This is a genomic window from Streptomyces palmae (assembly GCF_004684805.1).
Lineage (GTDB): Bacteria > Actinomycetota > Actinomycetes > Streptomycetales > Streptomycetaceae > Streptomyces > Streptomyces palmae.
The window spans coordinates 1-16,552 of the sequence record NZ_SRID01000132.1 but is presented as its reverse complement, the minus strand read 5'-3'; the positions used below and the strand labels follow the sequence as shown (position 1 = coordinate 16,552).

The following is a 16,552-nucleotide window of genomic DNA, read 5'->3' as shown; positions in this document are numbered from 1 at the left end:
TAAGAGCCAGCCATCGCCGCCGCCGCCTTCGCCGCCGCCCGGACCTCCGCACCGCGCCAGGCACGGCGCGCCCCGGAGGCGGCCACCGGCGGGGATCGGGAGGCCGGGCCGGCGCAGCGGGTCGGGCGGGCGCGGCGCGCGGAGGGCGCGCACCGGCCCGCCACGGCACAGGCTCCCGACCCGGTGCGCGAGCCGGATCCGGCACCCGAGTCCGACCCGGCCTCGGCGGCCGACGCCGCGGCCACCGAGAACCTGCTGCGCTGCTGGGTGCGGGAGACCGGCCTGCCGCGCCCGCACGGCGACAGCCTGCGCATCGTGCTGACCGCCTGCCAGCTGGTGCTGCGGGTGCCCGTCCGCTACTGGTCGGCCACCGGGTGGCACCGCTTCGGCCGCCCGGTGCTGGAGCACCGTCCGCCGCGGACGCCGCCGCTGGACGCCGTCACGCTGGCCGCGCTGCTCGGGCGCGAGGCCGCCTGCGGAACGCCCGCCGCCCGCCGCCCCCCGGTCGGTGCCGCGGGGGCCGGCGCCGCCCCGGCCGCCGGCCGCGCCGCCGTCGTGGCGGGAGCCGCGCACACCGCCGCCGTGCGCCGTCCCGAGCCCGCCGCGCCCCGTGGAGCCTCGGCAGCACCCGGCGCGCAGGCCGAACTCGTCGGCCGGGTCGCCGACTCGGCGCGGCGCGTCACCGGCTTCCTCACCGAGCGCCGTGCCGCCCCGACCGCTGCCGAGGAGGCGGGGGAGTTCCTGGCGGCCGAGCAGTCCCTGGTCTTCGGCCACCCCTTCCACCCCACCCCCAAGAGCCGGGAGGGGATCACCGAGACCGAGGCCCGGGACTTCTCCCCCGAGCTGCGGGGCCGCTTCCCGCTGCACTGGCTGGCCGTCGACCGCGCCGTACTGGCCGGCGAGTCCGCCTGGACCGAGCGAGGCCGCCCGGTGCCCGCCGAGCGGCTGGTCCGCTCGCTGTGCGAGGACCTTCCCGCACTGCCGGACGGCACCGTCCCGCTGCCGCTGCACCCCTGGCAGGCCCGGGAGCTCCGGCTGCGCCCGGAGGCCGCCGCGCTGTTCGACGCCGGGATGCTGCGCGACCTCGGCCCCCACGGGCCGAGCTGGTACCCGACCTCCTCGGTGCGCACCGTCTACCGGTCCACCGCGCCGGCGATGCTCAAGCTCTCGCTGGGCGTACGGATCACCAACTCGCGGCGGGAGAACCTGCGCAAGGAACTCCACCGCGGCGTGGAGGTCCACCGGCTGCTGCGCGCCGGCCTGTTCACGCGATGGCGGGCGGCCTGCCCCCAGGGACCCGGCTTCGACATCGTGCGGGACCCGGCCTGGTTGGCCGTCGACGCGCCGGACGGCACCCCGCTCGCCGGTGTCGACGTGGTGATCCGCCACAACCCCTTCGGGCCCGCGGACCGGGCCGTGTGCCTGGCCGGTCTGGTCTCCCCGGTCCCGCCACCCGGCGGTGGAGAGCCCCGGTCCCGGCTCGCCCGGCTGATCGAGGGGCTCACGGCCCGCACCGGACGGCCGCGGCAGGCGGTCGCGACCGAGTGGTTCCTGCGCTACCTGCGCGCCGTCCTCACCCCGCTGCTCTGGCTGGACGGGGAGGCCGGCATCGCCCTGGAAGCCCACCAGCAGAACACCGTGGTCCTGCTGGACCCCGAGGGATGGCCGGCCGGCGGGCGCTACCGCGACAACCAGGGCTACTACTTCCGCGAATCCGCCCGCGACCGGCTGGCACGGAGCCTGCCCGGTATCGGGGAGCGCAGCGACACCTTCGTCCCCGACCCGGTCGCCGATGAGCGATTCGCCTACTACCTGGGCGTCAACAACGTCCTCGGGCTGATCGGGGCGTTCGGCTCGCAGCGGCTGGCCGACGAGGCGGTGCTGCTGGCCGCCTTCCGGCGCTTCCTCGGGCAGGCCGCCGGCTCGTCGGCGGGCGGGGCGTCCACCCTGCCCGACCGGCTGCTGACCGAGCCCACCCTGCGCTGCAAGGCCAATCTGCTGACCCGGCTGCACGGCTTGGACGAACTCGTCGGTCCGGTGGACACCCAGTCCGTCTACGTCACCATCGCCAACCCGCTGGCCGGCGATGCCTGCTGACCGCGCAGTCGGCCGCTCGGCCAGGCGGTCCCGCTCACCGCGGAGCAGCTGGGCCCGGGCCGCTGCCCTGGCGCCGGCCCGGACCTGCTCGACGACCTCCCCGGCTGGGGCCCGGTGGGCACCGGCGCGGGCGTCTTCCAGCTGGTACCGGTCCGGGTGGAGCGGGACCTGGAGCTGATCACCCGCTGGATGAACGACCCCGCGGTCGCCGCCTTCTGGCATCTGGACGGGCCCGAGCACCTCACCGAGAAACACCTGAGGACACAGCTCGAGGGCGACGGCCGCAGCGTCCCCTGCCTGGGTGTCCTGGAGGGCGTGCCGATGAGCTACTGGGAGATCTACCGAGCCGACCTCGACCCGCTGGCCCGCCACTACCCGGCGCGACCGCAGGACACCGGAGTGCACCTGCTGATCGGAGAGGTACCCGGGCGGGGGCGCGGTCTGGGCAGCCTGCTGCTGCGCGCCGTCGCCGATCTCGTCCTGGACCAGCGGCCCGGCTGCGCACGGGTGGTCGCCGAGCCGGACCTGCGCAACGTCCCCTCCATCGCGGCCTTCCTGAACGCGGGCTTCCGCTTCGGTGCCGAGCTGGAGCTGCCCGACAAGCAGGCCGGGCTGCTCATCCGCGACCGTGCCCTGCGCCATCTGCTGTGAGTCCGGGATCCGGCTCGTTTTCCCTGGTGCGGCCCGCGGTGTCAGTGCGGCCCCGTAGGCTGGTGACGCTATGACGAAGCCCTCCCTCTCCGAGCTCCTGCACGCCGCCGTCGCCGCCGTCGGCGGCTCGGAGCGCCCCGGCCAGGCGGCCATGGCCGAGGCCGTCGCCACGGTCATCGACGACAACGCGCACCTGCTGGTGCAGGCCGGCACCGGCACCGGAAAGTCGCTGGGCTACCTGGTCCCGGCCCTGGCCCAGGGGGAGCGGGTCGTCGTGGCCACCGCCACCCTCGCGCTCCAGCGCCAGCTGGTCGAGCGCGACCTGCCCCGCACGGTGGAGGCGCTGCACCCGCTGCTGCGCCGCCGCCCGCAGTTCGCCATGCTCAAGGGCCGGTCGAACTACCTCTGCCTGCACCGGCTGCACGAAGGCGTGCCGAGCGAGGAGGAGGACGGGCTCTTCGACGCCTTCGAGTCCGCCGGCCCCACCAGCAAGCTGGGCAAGGACCTGCTGCGCATGCGGGACTGGGCCGACGAGACGGAGACCGGCGACCGGGACGACCTCACGCCCGGCGTCTCCGACCGCGCCTGGTCCCAGGTCTCGGTCACCTCCCGGGAGTGCCTGGGCGCCTCCAAGTGCGCCTACGGAGCCGAGTGCTTCGCCGAGGCCGCCCGTGAGCGGGCCAAGCTGGCCGATGTGGTCGTCACCAACCACGCGCTGCTGGCGATCGACGCCATCGAGGGCGCCCCGGTGCTGCCCAGCCACGAGGTGCTGATCATCGACGAGGCGCATGAGCTGGTCTCCCGGGTCACCGGTGCCGCCACCGGCGAGCTCACCCCCGGGCAGGTCAACCGTGCCGTGCGCCGGGCCGCCAAGCTGGTCAACGAGAAGGCGGCGGACGCGCTGCAGACCGCTGCCGAGACCTTCGAGCGGCTGATGGAGCTGGCCCTGCCCGGCCGTCTGGAGGAGATCCCTGAGGACCTCGGCTACGCCCTGACGGCGCTGCGGGACGCCTGCCGCACGGTCATCTCGGCCATCGGCGCCACCCGTGACGCATCCGTGCAGGACGAGGACGCCGTCCGCAAGCAGGCGCTGGCCTCGGTGGAGAGCATCCACGCGGTGGCCGAGCGCATTGTGCAGGGCTCCGAGTACGACGTGGTCTGGTACGAGCGGAACGACGCCCGCGGCGGAGCGTTCCGCCCCGGTGGAGCCTCGCTGCGGGTCGCACCGCTCTCGGTGTCCGGGCTGCTGCGGGAGAAGCTCTTCCATGAGCGCTCGGTGGTGCTGACCTCGGCCACCCTCAAGCTGGGCGGTGACTTCAACGGTGTGGCGGCCTCGCTGGGCCTCGCCCCGGAGGGCACCGGTGGTCCGGACGCCCCGGAGTGGAAGGGCATCGACGTCGGCTCGCCCTTCGACTACCCCAAGCAGGGAATCCTCTATGTGGCCAAGCACCTCGCCCAGCCCGGGCGGGAGGGCAGCCGCGGGGACATGATGGACGAGCTGGCCGAGCTGGTGGAGGCCGCCGGAGGCCGCACCCTGGGGCTGTTCTCCTCGATGCGGGCCGCCCAGGCGGCGGCGGAGGAACTGCGCGGCAGGCTGGACAACCCGATCCTGCTGCAGGGCGAGGACACCCTGGGTGAGCTGATCCGGGCCTTCGCGGCCGACCCGGGCACCTGTCTGTTCGGCACCCTGTCGCTGTGGCAGGGAGTGGATGTGCCCGGCCCCAGCTGCCAGCTGGTGGTCATGGACCGCATCCCCTTCCCGCGCCCGGACGACCCGCTGATGAGCGCCCGGCAGAAGGCGGTCGAGGAGGGCGGCGGCAACGGCTTCATGGCGGTGGCGGCCACCCATGCGGCACTGCTGATGGCGCAGGGTGCGGGGCGCCTGGTGCGCGCCTCGGGCGACCGGGGCGTGGTCGCGGTGCTCGATCCGCGGCTGGACCGCGCCCGCTACGGGAGCTTCCTGCGGGCTTCGATGCCGGACTTCTGGTACACCACCGACCGCAACCAGGTGCGCCGCTCGCTCGCCGCCATCGACGCGGCGGCCAAGACGGCTTCCTAGCCGCTCAGGCGCCGGCCTCGGTCAGGCCGGGAGAGAGCGGGCCAGAGAGTCGGCCGGAGAGAGGGACCCGGGCTCGGCGCCGCGGATCGACGCCGGGCCGGCAGGGACAGGGCCGGGGCAGCCGGAGGCGGCGGCTCCGGAGAGAGGTGAGCCCCGGAACCGGCGCAGTGGTCCCGGGGCCCGTCGTCAGGCGTGTCCTCAGACGCGCCGTAGCACCGCGACCACCTTGCCCAGGATGGTGGCCTCGTCGCCAGGGATGGGCTGGTAGGACGCGTTGTGCGGAAGCAGCCAGACATGGCCGTCCTCCCGCTTGAACCGCTTGACCGTGGCCTCGCCGTCCAGCATGGCGGCCACGATGTCGCCGTTCTCCGCGACCGGCTGCCGGCGTACCGTGACCCAGTCGCCGTCGCAGATCGCCGCCTCGATCATGGAGTCGCCGACGACCTTGAGGACGAAGAGCTCACCGTCACCCACCAGCTGGCGGGGGAGCGGGAAGACGTCCTCGACCGACTCCTCGGCCAGGATCGGGCCACCCGCCGCGATCCGGCCGACCAGGGGAACGTAGGAGGCGGCGGGCTTGCCCGCGGTGTCGGTGGGCTGCGCGCTGGGCTGGTCGGAGCCGCGCACCTCGTAGGCCCGGGGGCGGTGCGGGTCGCGGCGGAGGAAGCCCTTGCGCTCCAGGGCCATCAGCTGGTGGGCGACCGACGACGTGCTGGACAGGCCCACCGCCTGGCCGATCTCGCGCATGGACGGAGGGTAGCCGCGGCGCTGCACCGAGTCCCGGATCACCTCGATGACCCGCCGCTGCCGATCGGTGAGGCCGGAGCTGTCGGCGCGGATCCCTGGAGGGCGGCCTGGGAGCGAGCGTGTGGGCTTGGCACCCTCGGAGTTCGTGGCTGCGTCATCCATCGTGTGCGTGCGTTCGAGTCGACTCTGGGAGCGGTCCTGGGCGGTGATGGTGGCGCTGTCTGTGGTGGTGGTCACGTCGTCGGCCCCTCTCGAATTGTTCTCCCTGGTTGGTCAACGGTAGTTGCTTTCGAAAGGTTGCGCCAAACACACGTTCGAGTGAAATATCGCAGAAAGGCTGACGCGAACATGGGATCGGGTGTATAGGCCGGATGTGATCCGGTGTGTCGGTTCGCGTCCAGTGTGGCACCCGCTCCCCCGCGGATCGGTGACCGGGTCGCTTCGCGTACCCTCGTGGCTGCCCCCGTGGCGCGACACGCCTGTGGCGCCGGTTGATTTCCGGCACCACATCTTGTGGTCGGGCGGACATAGATCACCTACGGGTAGTGGTCCGCGTGAATCCAGGCCCCCGGCGTCGCCTATGCTTGGGGCTACTCCGGAAGGGCGCCTCCATGGGCTCGCCGGTGTTATCGGCCGTACCCCGGTGCACCCGGGCGCATACGGCGTCGACGTAGTTCTCGTGGGTGAAACGAAGGGTGGGAGACCGTGCACTGCCCCTTCTGCAGGCACCCCGACAGCCGGGTCGTCGACAGCCGGACCACGGACGACGGCTGCTCGATCCGCAGACGTCGCCAGTGCCCGGACTGCTCCCGGCGCTTCACCACCGTGGAGACGGCGTCCCTGATGGTGATCAAGCGGAGCGGGGTCACCGAGCCCTTCAGCCGCAACAAGGTCATCTCGGGGGTCCGCAAGGCATGCCAGGGGCGGCCCGTCACCGAGGACGCGCTGGCGCAGCTCGGTCAGCGGGTCGAGGAGGCGGTGCGCGCCACCGGCAGCGCCGAGCTGTCCACCCATGACGTCGGGCTGGCCATACTGGGCCCACTCAAGGAGCTCGACCTCGTGGCCTACCTGCGCTTCGCGTCTGTCTACCAGGCGTTCGACTCGCTGGAGGACTTCGAAGCGGCGGTCGCCGAGCTGCGTGCGCAGCAGCGGCCCCCCGCGCCCGCCGCGAGCGGGTCCGGCGCCGATGGGGCCGCGGCGGCCCCCGCGCCCGTCACCGCCGACTGAGCGGCGGAAGCAAACGTGCCCGGGCGCGCAGTCGCGCGGGCGAAGGAACACAACACCGTGCCGGGAAGATTTCCGGCACTTCAGGGCGTTTTCGCCAGTACTGGGAGGCGGAATGACAGAGACGACGAGCGGCCCCGCGCGAGGCTCCCGCTCCAAGGGCGGCAAGGCGGGAGCCCGGCAGGGCATGCGTATCGAGCGCATCCACACCACCCCCGGAGTGCACCCGTACGACGAGGTGGTCTGGGAGCGCCGTGACGTCGTCATGACCAACTGGCGCGACGGCTCGGTCAACTTCGAGCAGCGCGGCGTCGAGTTCCCCGACTTCTGGTCGGTGAACGCGGTCAACATCGTCACCAGCAAGTACTTCCGCGGCGCGGTCGGCACCCCGCAGCGCGAGACCGGCCTCAAGCAGCTCATCGACCGGATCGTGCAGACGTACCGGAAGGCCGGCGAGGACCACGGCTACTTCGCCTCCCCGGCCGACGCGGAGATCTTCGAGCACGAGCTCGCCTACGCCCTGCTGCACCAGGTCTTCAGCTTCAACTCGCCGGTCTGGTTCAACGTCGGCACCCCGCAGCCGCAGCAGGTCAGCGCCTGCTTCATCCTCTCCGTCGACGACTCCATGGAGTCGATCCTCGACTGGTACAAGGAAGAGGGGATGATCTTCAAGGGCGGCTCCGGCGCCGGCCTGAACCTCTCCCGGATCCGCTCCAGCAAGGAGCTGCTGTCCTCCGGGGGGAACGCCTCCGGCCCGGTCTCCTTCATGCGGGGCGCGGACGCCTCCGCGGGCACCATCAAGTCCGGCGGCGCCACCCGCCGGGCCGCCAAGATGGTCGTGCTCGACGTCGACCACCCCGACATCGAGGACTTCATCGAGACCAAGGTCAAGGAAGAGGAGAAGATCCGCGCGCTGCGCGACGCGGGCTTCGACATGGACCTGGGCGGCGATGACATCACCTCCGTCCAGTACCAGAACGCCAACAACTCCGTCCGGGTCAACGACGAGTTCATGAAGGCGGTCGAGACCGGCGGCACCTTCGGGCTGCGCGCCCGGATGACCGGAGAGGTCATCGAGGAGGTCGACGCCAAGGGACTGTTCCGGAAGATGGCCGAGGCCGCCTGGGCCTGCGCCGACCCCGGCATCCAGTACGACGACACCATCAACCGGTGGCACACGTGCCCGGAGTCCGGCCGGATCACCGCGTCGAACCCGTGCAGCGAGTACATGCACCTGGACAACACCTCGTGCAACCTCGCCTCGCTGAACCTGATGAAGTTCCTCAAGGACGACGGCCAGGGGCACCAGGCCTTCGACGCCGAGCGCTTCGCCAAGGTCGTCGAGCTGGTCATCACCGCGATGGACATCTCCATCTGCTTCGCCGACTTCCCCACCCAGAAGATCGGCGAGAACACCCGCGCCTTCCGCCAGCTGGGCATCGGCTACGCCAACCTCGGCGCGCTGCTGATGGCCACCGGCCACGCGTACGACAGTGAGGGGGGCCGGGCGCTCGCCGGGGCCATCACCTCCCTGATGACCGGTACCTCCTACCGGCGCTCCGCCGAGCTGGCGGCCGTCGTCGGCCCGTACGACGGGTACGCGCGCAACGCCGAGCCGCACCAGCGTGTGATGAAGCAGCACGCGGACGCCAACGCCGCCGCCACGCGGATGGACGACCTGGACACCCCGATCTGGGCCGCGGCCACCGAGGCGTGGCAGGACGTGCTGCGCCTGGGCGCCAAGAACGGCTTCCGCAACTCCCAGGCCAGCGTGATCGCGCCCACCGGCACCATCGGTCTGGCGATGGGCTGCGACACCACCGGCCTGGAGCCCGACCTGGCGCTGGTGAAGTTCAAGAAGCTGGTCGGCGGCGGCTCGATGCAGATCGTCAACGGCACGGTGCCGCAGGCCCTGCGTCGTCTCGGCTACCAGGCCGAGCAGGTGGAGGCGATCGTCGCCCACATCGCCGAGCACGGCAATGTCGTCGACGCGCCCGGCCTGAAGAGCGAGCACTACGAGGTGTTCGACTGCGCGATGGGCGAGCGCTCCATCTCCCCGATGGGGCACGTCCGGATGATGGCCGCGATCCAGCCGTGGATCTCCGGCGCGCTGTCCAAGACGGTCAACATGCCCGAGAGCGCCACCGTCGAAGAGGTCGAGGAGATCTACTTCGAGGCGTGGAAGATGGGCGTCAAGGCCCTGGCGATCTACCGCGACAACTGCAAGGTGGGCCAGCCGCTCTCCGCCAAGAAGAAGGAGAAGGAAGCGGACAAGGCCGCCGAGAAGGCGGAGGGGACCATCCGCGCGGCGGTCGAGAAGGTCGTCGAGTACCGTCCGGTCCGCAAGCGCCTCCCCAAGGGCCGCCCGGGCATCACCACCTCCTTCACGGTGGGTGGGGCCGAGGGGTACATGACGGCCAACTCCTACCCGGACGACGGTCTGGGCGAGGTCTTCCTGAAGATGTCCAAGCAGGGTTCGACCCTCGCGGGCATGATGGACGCCTTCTCGATCGCGGTCTCGGTGGGTCTGCAGTACGGCGTGCCGCTGGAGACCTACGTCTCGAAGTTCACCAACATGCGCTTCGAGCCGGCCGGCATGACCGACGACCCGGACGTGCGGATGGCGCAGTCGATCGTCGACTACATCTTCCGCCGCCTGGCGCTGGACTTCCTGCCCTTCGAGACCCGCTCCGCGCTCGGCATCCACTCGGCCGAGGAGCGTCAGCGCCACCTGGAGACCGGCTCCTACGAGCCGACCGACGAGGAGCTGGACGTCGAGGGCCTGGCCCAGTCCGCCCCGCGGCAGACCGAGCCGCCCAAGGCCGTCGCCGGCCCCAAGCCGGAGCCGGTGGCCGCCCCGGCGCCCCGGGAGGCGCACACCTCGGCGGAGCTGGTCGAGATGCAGCTGGGCATCAGCGCCGACGCCCCGCTCTGCTTCTCCTGCGGCACCAAGATGCAGCGCGCGGGCAGCTGCTACATCTGCGAGGGCTGCGGCTCCACCAGCGGGTGCAGCTGACCGGTCGCCCCACCGGTGGCCCGACCCACCGGTGAACCACCGCACCGAGGCGGGGGAGTCGCACTGCGCGGCTCCCCCGCCTCGCGTGCGCCCGGAGTTTGGCAGGATGGCGCCGGCACGTGGCGGATCGGGGAGACGGAGGACGCGTGCGGCGGACGATGTGGGGCGGCGGGGGCCTGGACCTCGACGCCTATCTGGCCCGGATCGGCTTCCGGGGAGAGGCCAGGCCGGATCTGGCGACCCTGCGCGCGGTACACCGCGGGCATGTGGCCGCGTTTCCGTTCGAGAACCTGGAGATCATGCTGGGCCGCCCCATCGTCCTGGACGTCACGGCGCTCCAGGACAAGATGGTGCGGGGTCCGCGCGGGGGCTACTGCTACGAGCAGAACCTGCTGTTCGCCGCGGCCCTGGAGCGGATCGGCTTCTCCTTCACCGGGCTCGGGGCGCGCATCCGGATGGGCAGCGACCGGCCGCGCGCCGTCACCCATATGCTGCTGAAGATCGCGGCGGACGGCCAGGAGTGGCTGGCGGACGTCGGATTCGGTGCCGAGGGGCTGCTGGAACCGATGCTGTTCCGCGACGGCGTCGAGGTCAGGCAGGGGGAGTGGACCTTCGGCCTCACCACCGCGGACCACGGGGTGCGGATACTGCGCTCTCTGCATCCGGAGGGCTGGTTCGACCTCTACTCCTTCACGCTGGAGGAGCGCTACCCGGTCGACTACACGGTGATGAACCACTACATAGCCACCCATCCGCACTCGCCGTTCGTCGCCCGGCCGGTGGTGCAGCGGACCGCGCCCGGAACGCGGCGCAGCCTGGTGGGGCCCCTGCTGACGATCACCCACCCCGACGGCACCGCCCAGGAGCGTGTGGTGCCGGCCACCGAGTTGGGAGCCCTGCTGCGGGAGATCTTCGGCATCGAACTGGCGGCCGAGGATCTCGCGATGCTGGAGAAGAGCTTCTTCTGACAGGCCCGAGGGAGCCGGGTGGGGCCGTACGATAGCGCGGTGCTGGTCAAGTGGATTCGCTGCACCGTGGTCGACCGCCGAGGCTTCGAACGCGGGCAGCGGAAGTGGGCGGGGTTGCCCGGTGAGCCGGGGTTCCGGGCGCAGGGTGGCGGCTGGAGCCAGCGCCGTGAGTCGGTGGCCCACATATTCAGCTTCTGGGAGAGCCGCGCGTTCTACGACTCCTTCATGGCGCGCTCGCACGACCGGCTGGCCGCGGCGCAGTCGGGCACGTTCAAGGACGGCCAGGTGCGGCTCTTCGAGCACCGGTTCGATGTGAAGGTCGGCTTCGAGCCGAAGTTCACCGAGGCGGATGTGGTGCGGGTGGCGCACTGCCGGGTGCATGAGGACCGGGTGGAGCACTTCGTGCACATGCAGGAGAAGGTGTGGAACCCGGCCATGGCCGGCTCACCGGGCATGCTGCGCGGCTCCTTCGGGGAGGCCGCGGGGAACGAGTTCCTGGTGCTGTCGATGTGGAACTCGACGGCCGAGCACGGAAAGTACCGCGCCGAGCGGGTGGAGCGCCTCGCCCTGCGCGCCCAGATCGAGGCGGATGTGGCCGCGATCGCCGGCGATGTGGTGAACCTCGAGCCCTCCTGGACGGTCGTGCAGTAGCCGGAGCCCCGAGGGCCCGGCGGGCTCCTGCCCGCCCGGCCGGGGCCCGGGTGGCCCGCTGCCCGGGTCCCGGCGGCTCATTCCGGCTCGTCCGCCGACCGGTACACCCCGGCCCGCAGCGCCGCGAGCGCGGCGGCCGCTGCCTGGTCGGCGTGTGCGGCCTCGAGCGGCTCGCGGGTGACCAGGGCGCGGAAGAACAGCGGCGCCGACACCGCGCGGGCGACCGCCCCCGCATCGCTGCCCGGCGGCAGCTCGCCGCGCTCCACCGCGCGCCGCAGTATCGGCGCGCAGCGCGCGAACCGCTCGGCGTAGAAGGCGCGAAGTGCCCCCGCCGCGCGCTCGGACTGGAAGGCCGCCGCGACGAAGGCCGTGGGCGCGGCGGCCCGCGCCGGGGCACCGAAGGTCTCGACCACCTCGTGGGCCAGCGCCCGGAGATCGCCGGCCAGGCTGCCGGTGTCCGGCGGTGCCCAGCTGTCCTCTCCCGCCAGGTCGAGGGCGTCGGCGACCAGCCCCTCCACACCTCCCCAGCGCCGGTAGAGGGTGGTCTTGTGCACGCCGGAGTGCTCGGCGACGTATTCGACGGTCAGCCCCGGGTAGCCGTGCTCGCCGAGCCCGGTGAGGACGGCGTCCCGGACGGCGGACCGGGTGCGGGCGGTGCGTCCGCCGGGGCGGACGGTGCCCGGCGCCGGGGGAGCGGATTCCGCAGTCAACTGCTACTCCCGTTGCGTTAGTGGACGGTCTGTGTCATCGTAAGGGTAACGCAACATCGGTTGCATTTGTTGTCGTTGTTCTTTGGTGATGACGCCCTGCTCCGGAGGTTCGCTCATGCCCACCCAACTCTCCCTGCGCGGGGTGACCATGTCCCGTGGCGACCGGCTGCTGCTCGACGACGTGACCTTCTCCGTCCGGCCCGGCGAGCGCGTCGGCGTCGTGGGGGAGAACGGCGCGGGCAAGTCCACCCTGCTCCGGTTGCTCGCCGGGGAGATCTCCCCTGACGAAGGCGAGGTCGTGACCCTGGCGGACGGCGGCGCCGGCCACCTGGCCCAGACTCCCCGGCTGCCTCCCGACCAGACCGTCGCGGACGCCATCGACGCGGCGCTGGCCGAGTTCAGAACCATGGAGCGGCGGCTGCGGGAGCTGGAGCGACAGCTGGCCGGCGCCGGACCGGAGACGCTGACCGCCTATGGTGAGCTGCTCACCGCCTTCGAGGCGCGCGGCGGCTACGAGGCCGACGCCCGGGTCGACAAGGCCCTGCACGGTCTGGGAGTGGCGCACCTGGGCAGGGACCGGGCGCTGGGCAGCCTCTCCGGGGGCGAGCAGGCCCGGCTGGGCCTGGCCTGCCTGATCGCCGCCGTGCCCGAGGTGCTGCTGCTCGACGAGCCGACCAACCATCTGGACGGCTCCACCCTCACCTGGCTGGAGGACGCGCTGCGGGCCCACCCCGGCACCGTGGTCACGGTCTCCCACGACCGGGTCTTCCTGGAGCGGGTGGCCACCGCGATCGTCGAGCTGGACGCCGACCGCCGCACCCTGGTCCGCTACGGCGGCGGATACGCCGGGTACATGGCCGAGAAGGCCGCGGCCCGCCACCGATGGGAGCAGGCGTACGAGCAGTGGTGCGCCCAGACCGCGGCGCTGGCCGAGACCGCCGCCGGCACCGCGCAGCGGGTGGCCCCCGGAAGGGCCCGCAAGGACGGCAACAAGATGGCCTACGACCGCGACAAGGGCCGGGTCCAGGCATCCGTCTCCAGCCGGGTGCGAAACGCACAGGAGCGGTTGCGCCGGCTCACCGAGGACCCGGTCCCGCGCCCGCCGGAGCCCTTGCGCTTCGCCGCCCGGCCCGCGGCGGGCGGCACCGAGGGCGTCCTGGTGGCGCTCGACGGGGTGCGCGTGGCCGACCGGCTCGCGGTGGACGGACTCACCGTGGCGGCGGGTGAGCGCCTGCTGGTCCACGGGGCGAACGGCGCGGGCAAGTCCACCCTCCTGCGGGTGATGGCCGGACAGGTGCGGCCGGAGGCGGGGCGCGTGCTGCGCCGCGGTCGGATCGGCTTTCTGGCCCAGGAGATTCCGGTGGACCGCCCCGGGGAGCAGCTGCTGGCCGCCTTCGGCCGAGGGCTGCCGGGCGATCCGCAGGAGCACGCCGAGCGCCTTCTCTCCTTCGGCCTCTTCCGGGCCCGGGACCTCCACGTGCCCACCGGCTCGCTGTCGGCCGGTCAGCGCCGCCGGTTGGCGCTGGCGCGGTTGCTGGCTCGCCCGGCGGACCTGCTGCTGCTCGACGAGGTGACCAACCACCTGGCACTCGACTTGGTCGAGGAGCTGGAGCGGGCGCTGGAGAGCTGGTCCGGAGCACTGGTGCTGGTCTCCCACGACCGCTCGCTGCGCAGCCGCTTCAGCGGCCGGGTCTGCGAGATACGCCGAGGGCGGCTGGTCCCCGGCGCGCGGCCGGCGCCGGCACCGGCACCGATACCGGTCGGAGCGGGGTGAACCGGCGGCCCGGCAGGCTCGGCAGCTGGCGGCAGCTGCCGGCGTGCGGCGCCCCGCGGCCGTACGCACCGGTGCCTGCCCGGAGCTGCCCAGGGTCGGGACGGATCCACGGTCGGGCCCGACCCGACGGACAGGCCCTACTGTGGCCGCATGGCACGACCGCGTCGCATCGTCCTCGTCCGGCACGGCGAATCGGAGGGAAACGTCGATGACACGGTGTACGAGCGAGAACCCGATCATGCGCTCCACCTGACCGAACTGGGGCGGCGGCAGGCCCGGGAGGCGGGGGACCGATTGCGCGAGATGTTCGGGCAGGAGCAGGTCTCGGCCTACGTCTCCCCGTACCGCCGCACCCACGAGACCTTGCAGCTACTCGGCCTCGACCCCGTCCTGACAAGGGTCCGGGAGGAGCCGAGGCTGCGGGAGCAGGACTGGGGGAACTGGCAGGACCGGGAGGACGTCCGCAGGCAGAAGCTCTACCGGGACGCCTACGGCCACTTCTTCTACCGATTCGCCCAGGGGGAGTCGGGTGCCGATGTGTACGACCGGGTGGGAGCCTTCCTGGAGAGCCTGTGGCGCAGCTTCGAGGACCCGGCCCATCCGCCGAACGTCCTGCTCGTCACCCACGGCCTCACCATGAGGCTGTTCTGCATGCGATGGCTGCACTGGTCCGTCGCCGAGTTCGAGTCCCTTTCGAACCCGGACAACGGTGAGACCAGGGCGCTGCTGCTCGGCGACGACGGCCGGTACCGGCTCGACCGGCCCTTCGAGCGATGGCGTACCCCCGAGCCGTACGGCCCCACCGGTTAGAGTTCGCAGCGATGAGCGACGACCGTTTCACCCGCGCCCTCGCCAGCCTGCGGGGGCTGGCCGTGGGAGATGCCCTCGGCTCCCAGTTCTTCGTGCCCGCCAACTTCCCGTCCCTGACCCGGCGCGAGCTGCCGCCCGGGCCCTGGCAGTGGACGGACGACACCGAGATGGCCTGCTCCGTGCTGGCCGTCCTGGCCACGCACGGCCGCATCGACCAGGACGCACTGGCCTGGTCCTTCGCCGAGCACCACGACTTCGACCGCGGCTACGGCCCCGCCGTCAACCGCATGCTCCGACTGGTCCGGGAGGGCGGCGACTGGCGCGAGCTGGCGTCCGCCCTGTTCAACGGGGAGGGTTCCTGGGGCAATGGAGCGGCCATGCGCATCGCTCCCCTCGGCGCCTGGTACGCGGGCGATGCCGAGCAGGCCACACACCAGGCGGAGATCTCCGCCTACACCACCCATCAGCACCGGGAGGCCGTCGCCGGAACGATGGCGGTGGCCGCCGCCGCCGCGCTGGTCGCCGACCCGGTGGGCCCCAAGGCTCCGGAGGCCCTGCTGGACGCCGTGGTCGCACTGGTGCCGCGCAGCGCCGTACAGGCGGGGCTGCGCCGCGCCCGCGACATGCTCGACTACGAGGACGCGGGCACCGTGGCGGCCGTGCTCGGCTGCGGGCGCCGCACCAGTGCCCATGACACGGTGCCCTTCGCGCTGTGGGCCGCAGCCCGCCACCTGGGCTCCTACCAGGAGCTTTTCTGGACGACCGCGCAGGTGGGCGGGGACGTCGACACCACCTGCGCCATTGCCGGCGGAGTGGTGGCGGCCGGACCGGCGGGAGCGCCGCCGGCCGAATGGTCGGAGCGCACCGAGCCGCTCCCGGACTGGTTGCCCGGCACCGGCTGAGCGGCATGGGGCTGCTGTCGCCGGTCCGGCTACCCGGCGCCTGAGGCGGCGGCGTAGTGTTGTTCATGTCATGCCCTACGAACCGCCCACTCACCGTGTCGAACGCTCTCTGCGCGCCACCACCGGAGCCCGCGTCGTCGTCGGAATCGACGAAGTCGGGCGCGGCGCGTGGGCGGGACCGGTCACCGTCTGCGCGGCCGTCACCGGGCTGCGTCGCCCGCCCGCCGGGCTCACCGACTCCAAGCTGCTGACCCCCAGGCGGCGCACCGAGCTCGCGGGGCAGTTGGAGTCCTGGGTCACCGCCCACGCGCTCGGCCACGCCTCTCCGCAGGAGATCGACGAGCTGGGTATGACCGCCGCACTCCGGCTGGCGGCCACCCGGGCCCTGGAACTGCTTCCGGTGCCGCCCGACGCGGTGATCCTGGACGGCAAGCACGACTACCTCGGCGCCCCCTGGCAGGTGCGGACGGTCATCAAGGGCGACCGGAGCTGTGTGGTGGTCGCCGCCGCCTCCGTGATCGCCAAGGTCCGGCGGGACGCCATGATGGCCGAACTGGGCGTGGACCACCAGGACTTCTGCTTTGGCGACAACGCCGGTTACCCTTCGCCGGTGCACCGCGCCGCGCTGGAGGAGTTCGGGCCCACCCCGCACCACCGACTGACCTGGTCCTACCTGGACGCCCTGCCGCGCTGGCGGCACCTCAAGCGGGGCCGCAGCGCCCCTCAAGCCGCTGCGATGGAAGCCGCTGGCCAACTCGGCTTCGACTTCTGAGCGGACCATTCCGCCACCCGCCGATGCGACTCGCACCGGCGTTTGATAAATATCAACCCATGCCTCTCTTCCCCGAGGAGCCTCAGATTCACGAGAGTGTCCCGGGTCCCCGCGCGACGCCGGCCGCAGGCCGCACCGTGCCGACCCCCCGCCCTGTTCCCGGTCTCTTAT

Annotated in this window: 12 protein-coding genes and 1 pseudogene; 11 read left to right on the top strand and 2 right to left on the bottom strand. The window is 72.4% G+C overall.

Annotated elements, in window-relative coordinates:
• Nucleotides 1-183: 183 nt before the first annotated feature.
• From E4099_RS15870 to E4099_RS15860, 3 genes and pseudogenes are all read left to right on the top strand, one after another.
• Complete coding sequence (locus E4099_RS15870) at nt 184-2,097, top strand: IucA/IucC family protein (RefSeq protein WP_245244885.1); 1,914 nt, start codon at nt 184-186, stop codon at nt 2,095-2,097.
• 72 nt (nt 2,098-2,169) lie between these two features.
• Nucleotides 2,170-2,748: pseudogene (locus E4099_RS15865) on the top strand (GNAT family N-acetyltransferase); the annotation flags it as partial.
• A gap of 70 nt (nt 2,749-2,818) precedes the next feature.
• Nucleotides 2,819-4,807 (top strand): ATP-dependent DNA helicase, encoded by a 1,989-nt coding sequence (locus tag E4099_RS15860; protein WP_135339709.1) that lies wholly within the window; start codon nt 2,819-2,821, stop codon nt 4,805-4,807.
• A gap of 198 nt (nt 4,808-5,005) precedes the next feature.
• On the opposite strand, the gene lexA is transcribed toward E4099_RS15860, so the two are convergent.
• On the bottom strand, nt 5,006-5,791 hold the full coding sequence (lexA, locus tag E4099_RS15855) for a transcriptional repressor LexA (protein WP_135339708.1): 786 nt from the start codon (nt 5,789-5,791) through the stop codon (nt 5,006-5,008).
• Between the two features lie 468 nt (nt 5,792-6,259).
• Between lexA and nrdR the strand changes: the two genes are divergently transcribed.
• The 4 genes from nrdR to E4099_RS15835 all read left to right on the top strand — a co-directional run bounded on the left by nrdR (nt 6,260) and on the right by E4099_RS15835 (nt 11,413).
• Complete coding sequence (gene nrdR / locus E4099_RS15850; RefSeq protein WP_135339707.1) at nt 6,260-6,781, top strand: transcriptional regulator NrdR; 522 nt, start codon at nt 6,260-6,262, stop codon at nt 6,779-6,781.
• A 112-nt stretch (nt 6,782-6,893) separates the two neighbouring features.
• Nucleotides 6,894-9,794: a vitamin B12-dependent ribonucleotide reductase gene (locus E4099_RS15845; protein WP_135339706.1), complete on the top strand. Its 2,901-nt coding sequence runs from the start codon at nt 6,894-6,896 to the stop codon at nt 9,792-9,794.
• Between the two features lie 146 nt (nt 9,795-9,940).
• Complete coding sequence (locus tag E4099_RS15840; protein ID WP_245244884.1) at nt 9,941-10,762, top strand: arylamine N-acetyltransferase family protein; 822 nt, start codon at nt 9,941-9,943, stop codon at nt 10,760-10,762.
• Nucleotides 10,763-10,801: 39 nt separating this feature from the next.
• Nucleotides 10,802-11,413 carry a YdbC family protein gene (locus tag E4099_RS15835; protein WP_135339712.1) on the top strand — a complete coding sequence of 204 codons (612 nt, stop codon included), beginning with the start codon at nt 10,802-10,804 and terminating at the stop codon, nt 11,411-11,413.
• Between the two features lie 77 nt (nt 11,414-11,490).
• Here E4099_RS15835 and E4099_RS15830 read toward each other — a convergent pair whose 3' ends face one another.
• Nucleotides 11,491-12,123: a TetR/AcrR family transcriptional regulator gene (locus tag E4099_RS15830; RefSeq protein ID WP_135339705.1), complete on the bottom strand. Its 633-nt coding sequence runs from the start codon at nt 12,121-12,123 to the stop codon at nt 11,491-11,493.
• 115 nt (nt 12,124-12,238) lie between these two features.
• Between E4099_RS15830 and abc-f the strand changes: the two genes are divergently transcribed.
• The 4 genes from abc-f (at nt 12,239) to E4099_RS15810 (ending at nt 16,381) form a co-directional block, all read left to right on the top strand.
• Nucleotides 12,239-13,897 carry a ribosomal protection-like ABC-F family protein gene (gene abc-f, locus E4099_RS15825; protein ID WP_135339704.1) on the top strand — a complete coding sequence of 553 codons (1,659 nt, stop codon included), beginning with the start codon at nt 12,239-12,241 and terminating at the stop codon, nt 13,895-13,897.
• 150 nt (nt 13,898-14,047) lie between these two features.
• Nucleotides 14,048-14,707, top strand: a complete 660-nt coding sequence (locus tag E4099_RS15820; RefSeq protein WP_135339703.1) for a histidine phosphatase family protein — start codon at nt 14,048-14,050, stop codon at nt 14,705-14,707.
• Between the two features lie 11 nt (nt 14,708-14,718).
• The gene (locus E4099_RS15815; RefSeq protein WP_135339702.1) at nt 14,719-15,609 is read left to right on the top strand and encodes an ADP-ribosylglycohydrolase family protein; all 891 of its coding nucleotides are present in this window, start codon (nt 14,719-14,721) and stop codon (nt 15,607-15,609) included.
• Nucleotides 15,610-15,679: 70 nt separating this feature from the next.
• The gene (locus tag E4099_RS15810) at nt 15,680-16,381 is read left to right on the top strand and encodes a ribonuclease HII (protein ID WP_135339701.1); all 702 of its coding nucleotides are present in this window, start codon (nt 15,680-15,682) and stop codon (nt 16,379-16,381) included.
• Nucleotides 16,382-16,552: the final 171 nt, after the last annotated feature.

Coding starts and splice junctions, on each gene's coding strand:
- E4099_RS15845 (WP_135339706.1), top strand. CDS start 6,894: ATGACAGAGACGACGAGCGGCCCCGCGCGAGGCTCCCGCTCCAAGGGC.
- E4099_RS15860 (WP_135339709.1), top strand. CDS start 2,819: ATGACGAAGCCCTCCCTCTCCGAGCTCCTGCACGCCGCCGTCGCCGCC.
- abc-f (WP_135339704.1), top strand. CDS start 12,239: ATGCCCACCCAACTCTCCCTGCGCGGGGTGACCATGTCCCGTGGCGAC.
- E4099_RS15810 (WP_135339701.1), top strand. CDS start 15,680: ATGCCCTACGAACCGCCCACTCACCGTGTCGAACGCTCTCTGCGCGCC.
- E4099_RS15815 (WP_135339702.1), top strand. CDS start 14,719: ATGAGCGACGACCGTTTCACCCGCGCCCTCGCCAGCCTGCGGGGGCTG.
- E4099_RS15820 (WP_135339703.1), top strand. CDS start 14,048: ATGGCACGACCGCGTCGCATCGTCCTCGTCCGGCACGGCGAATCGGAG.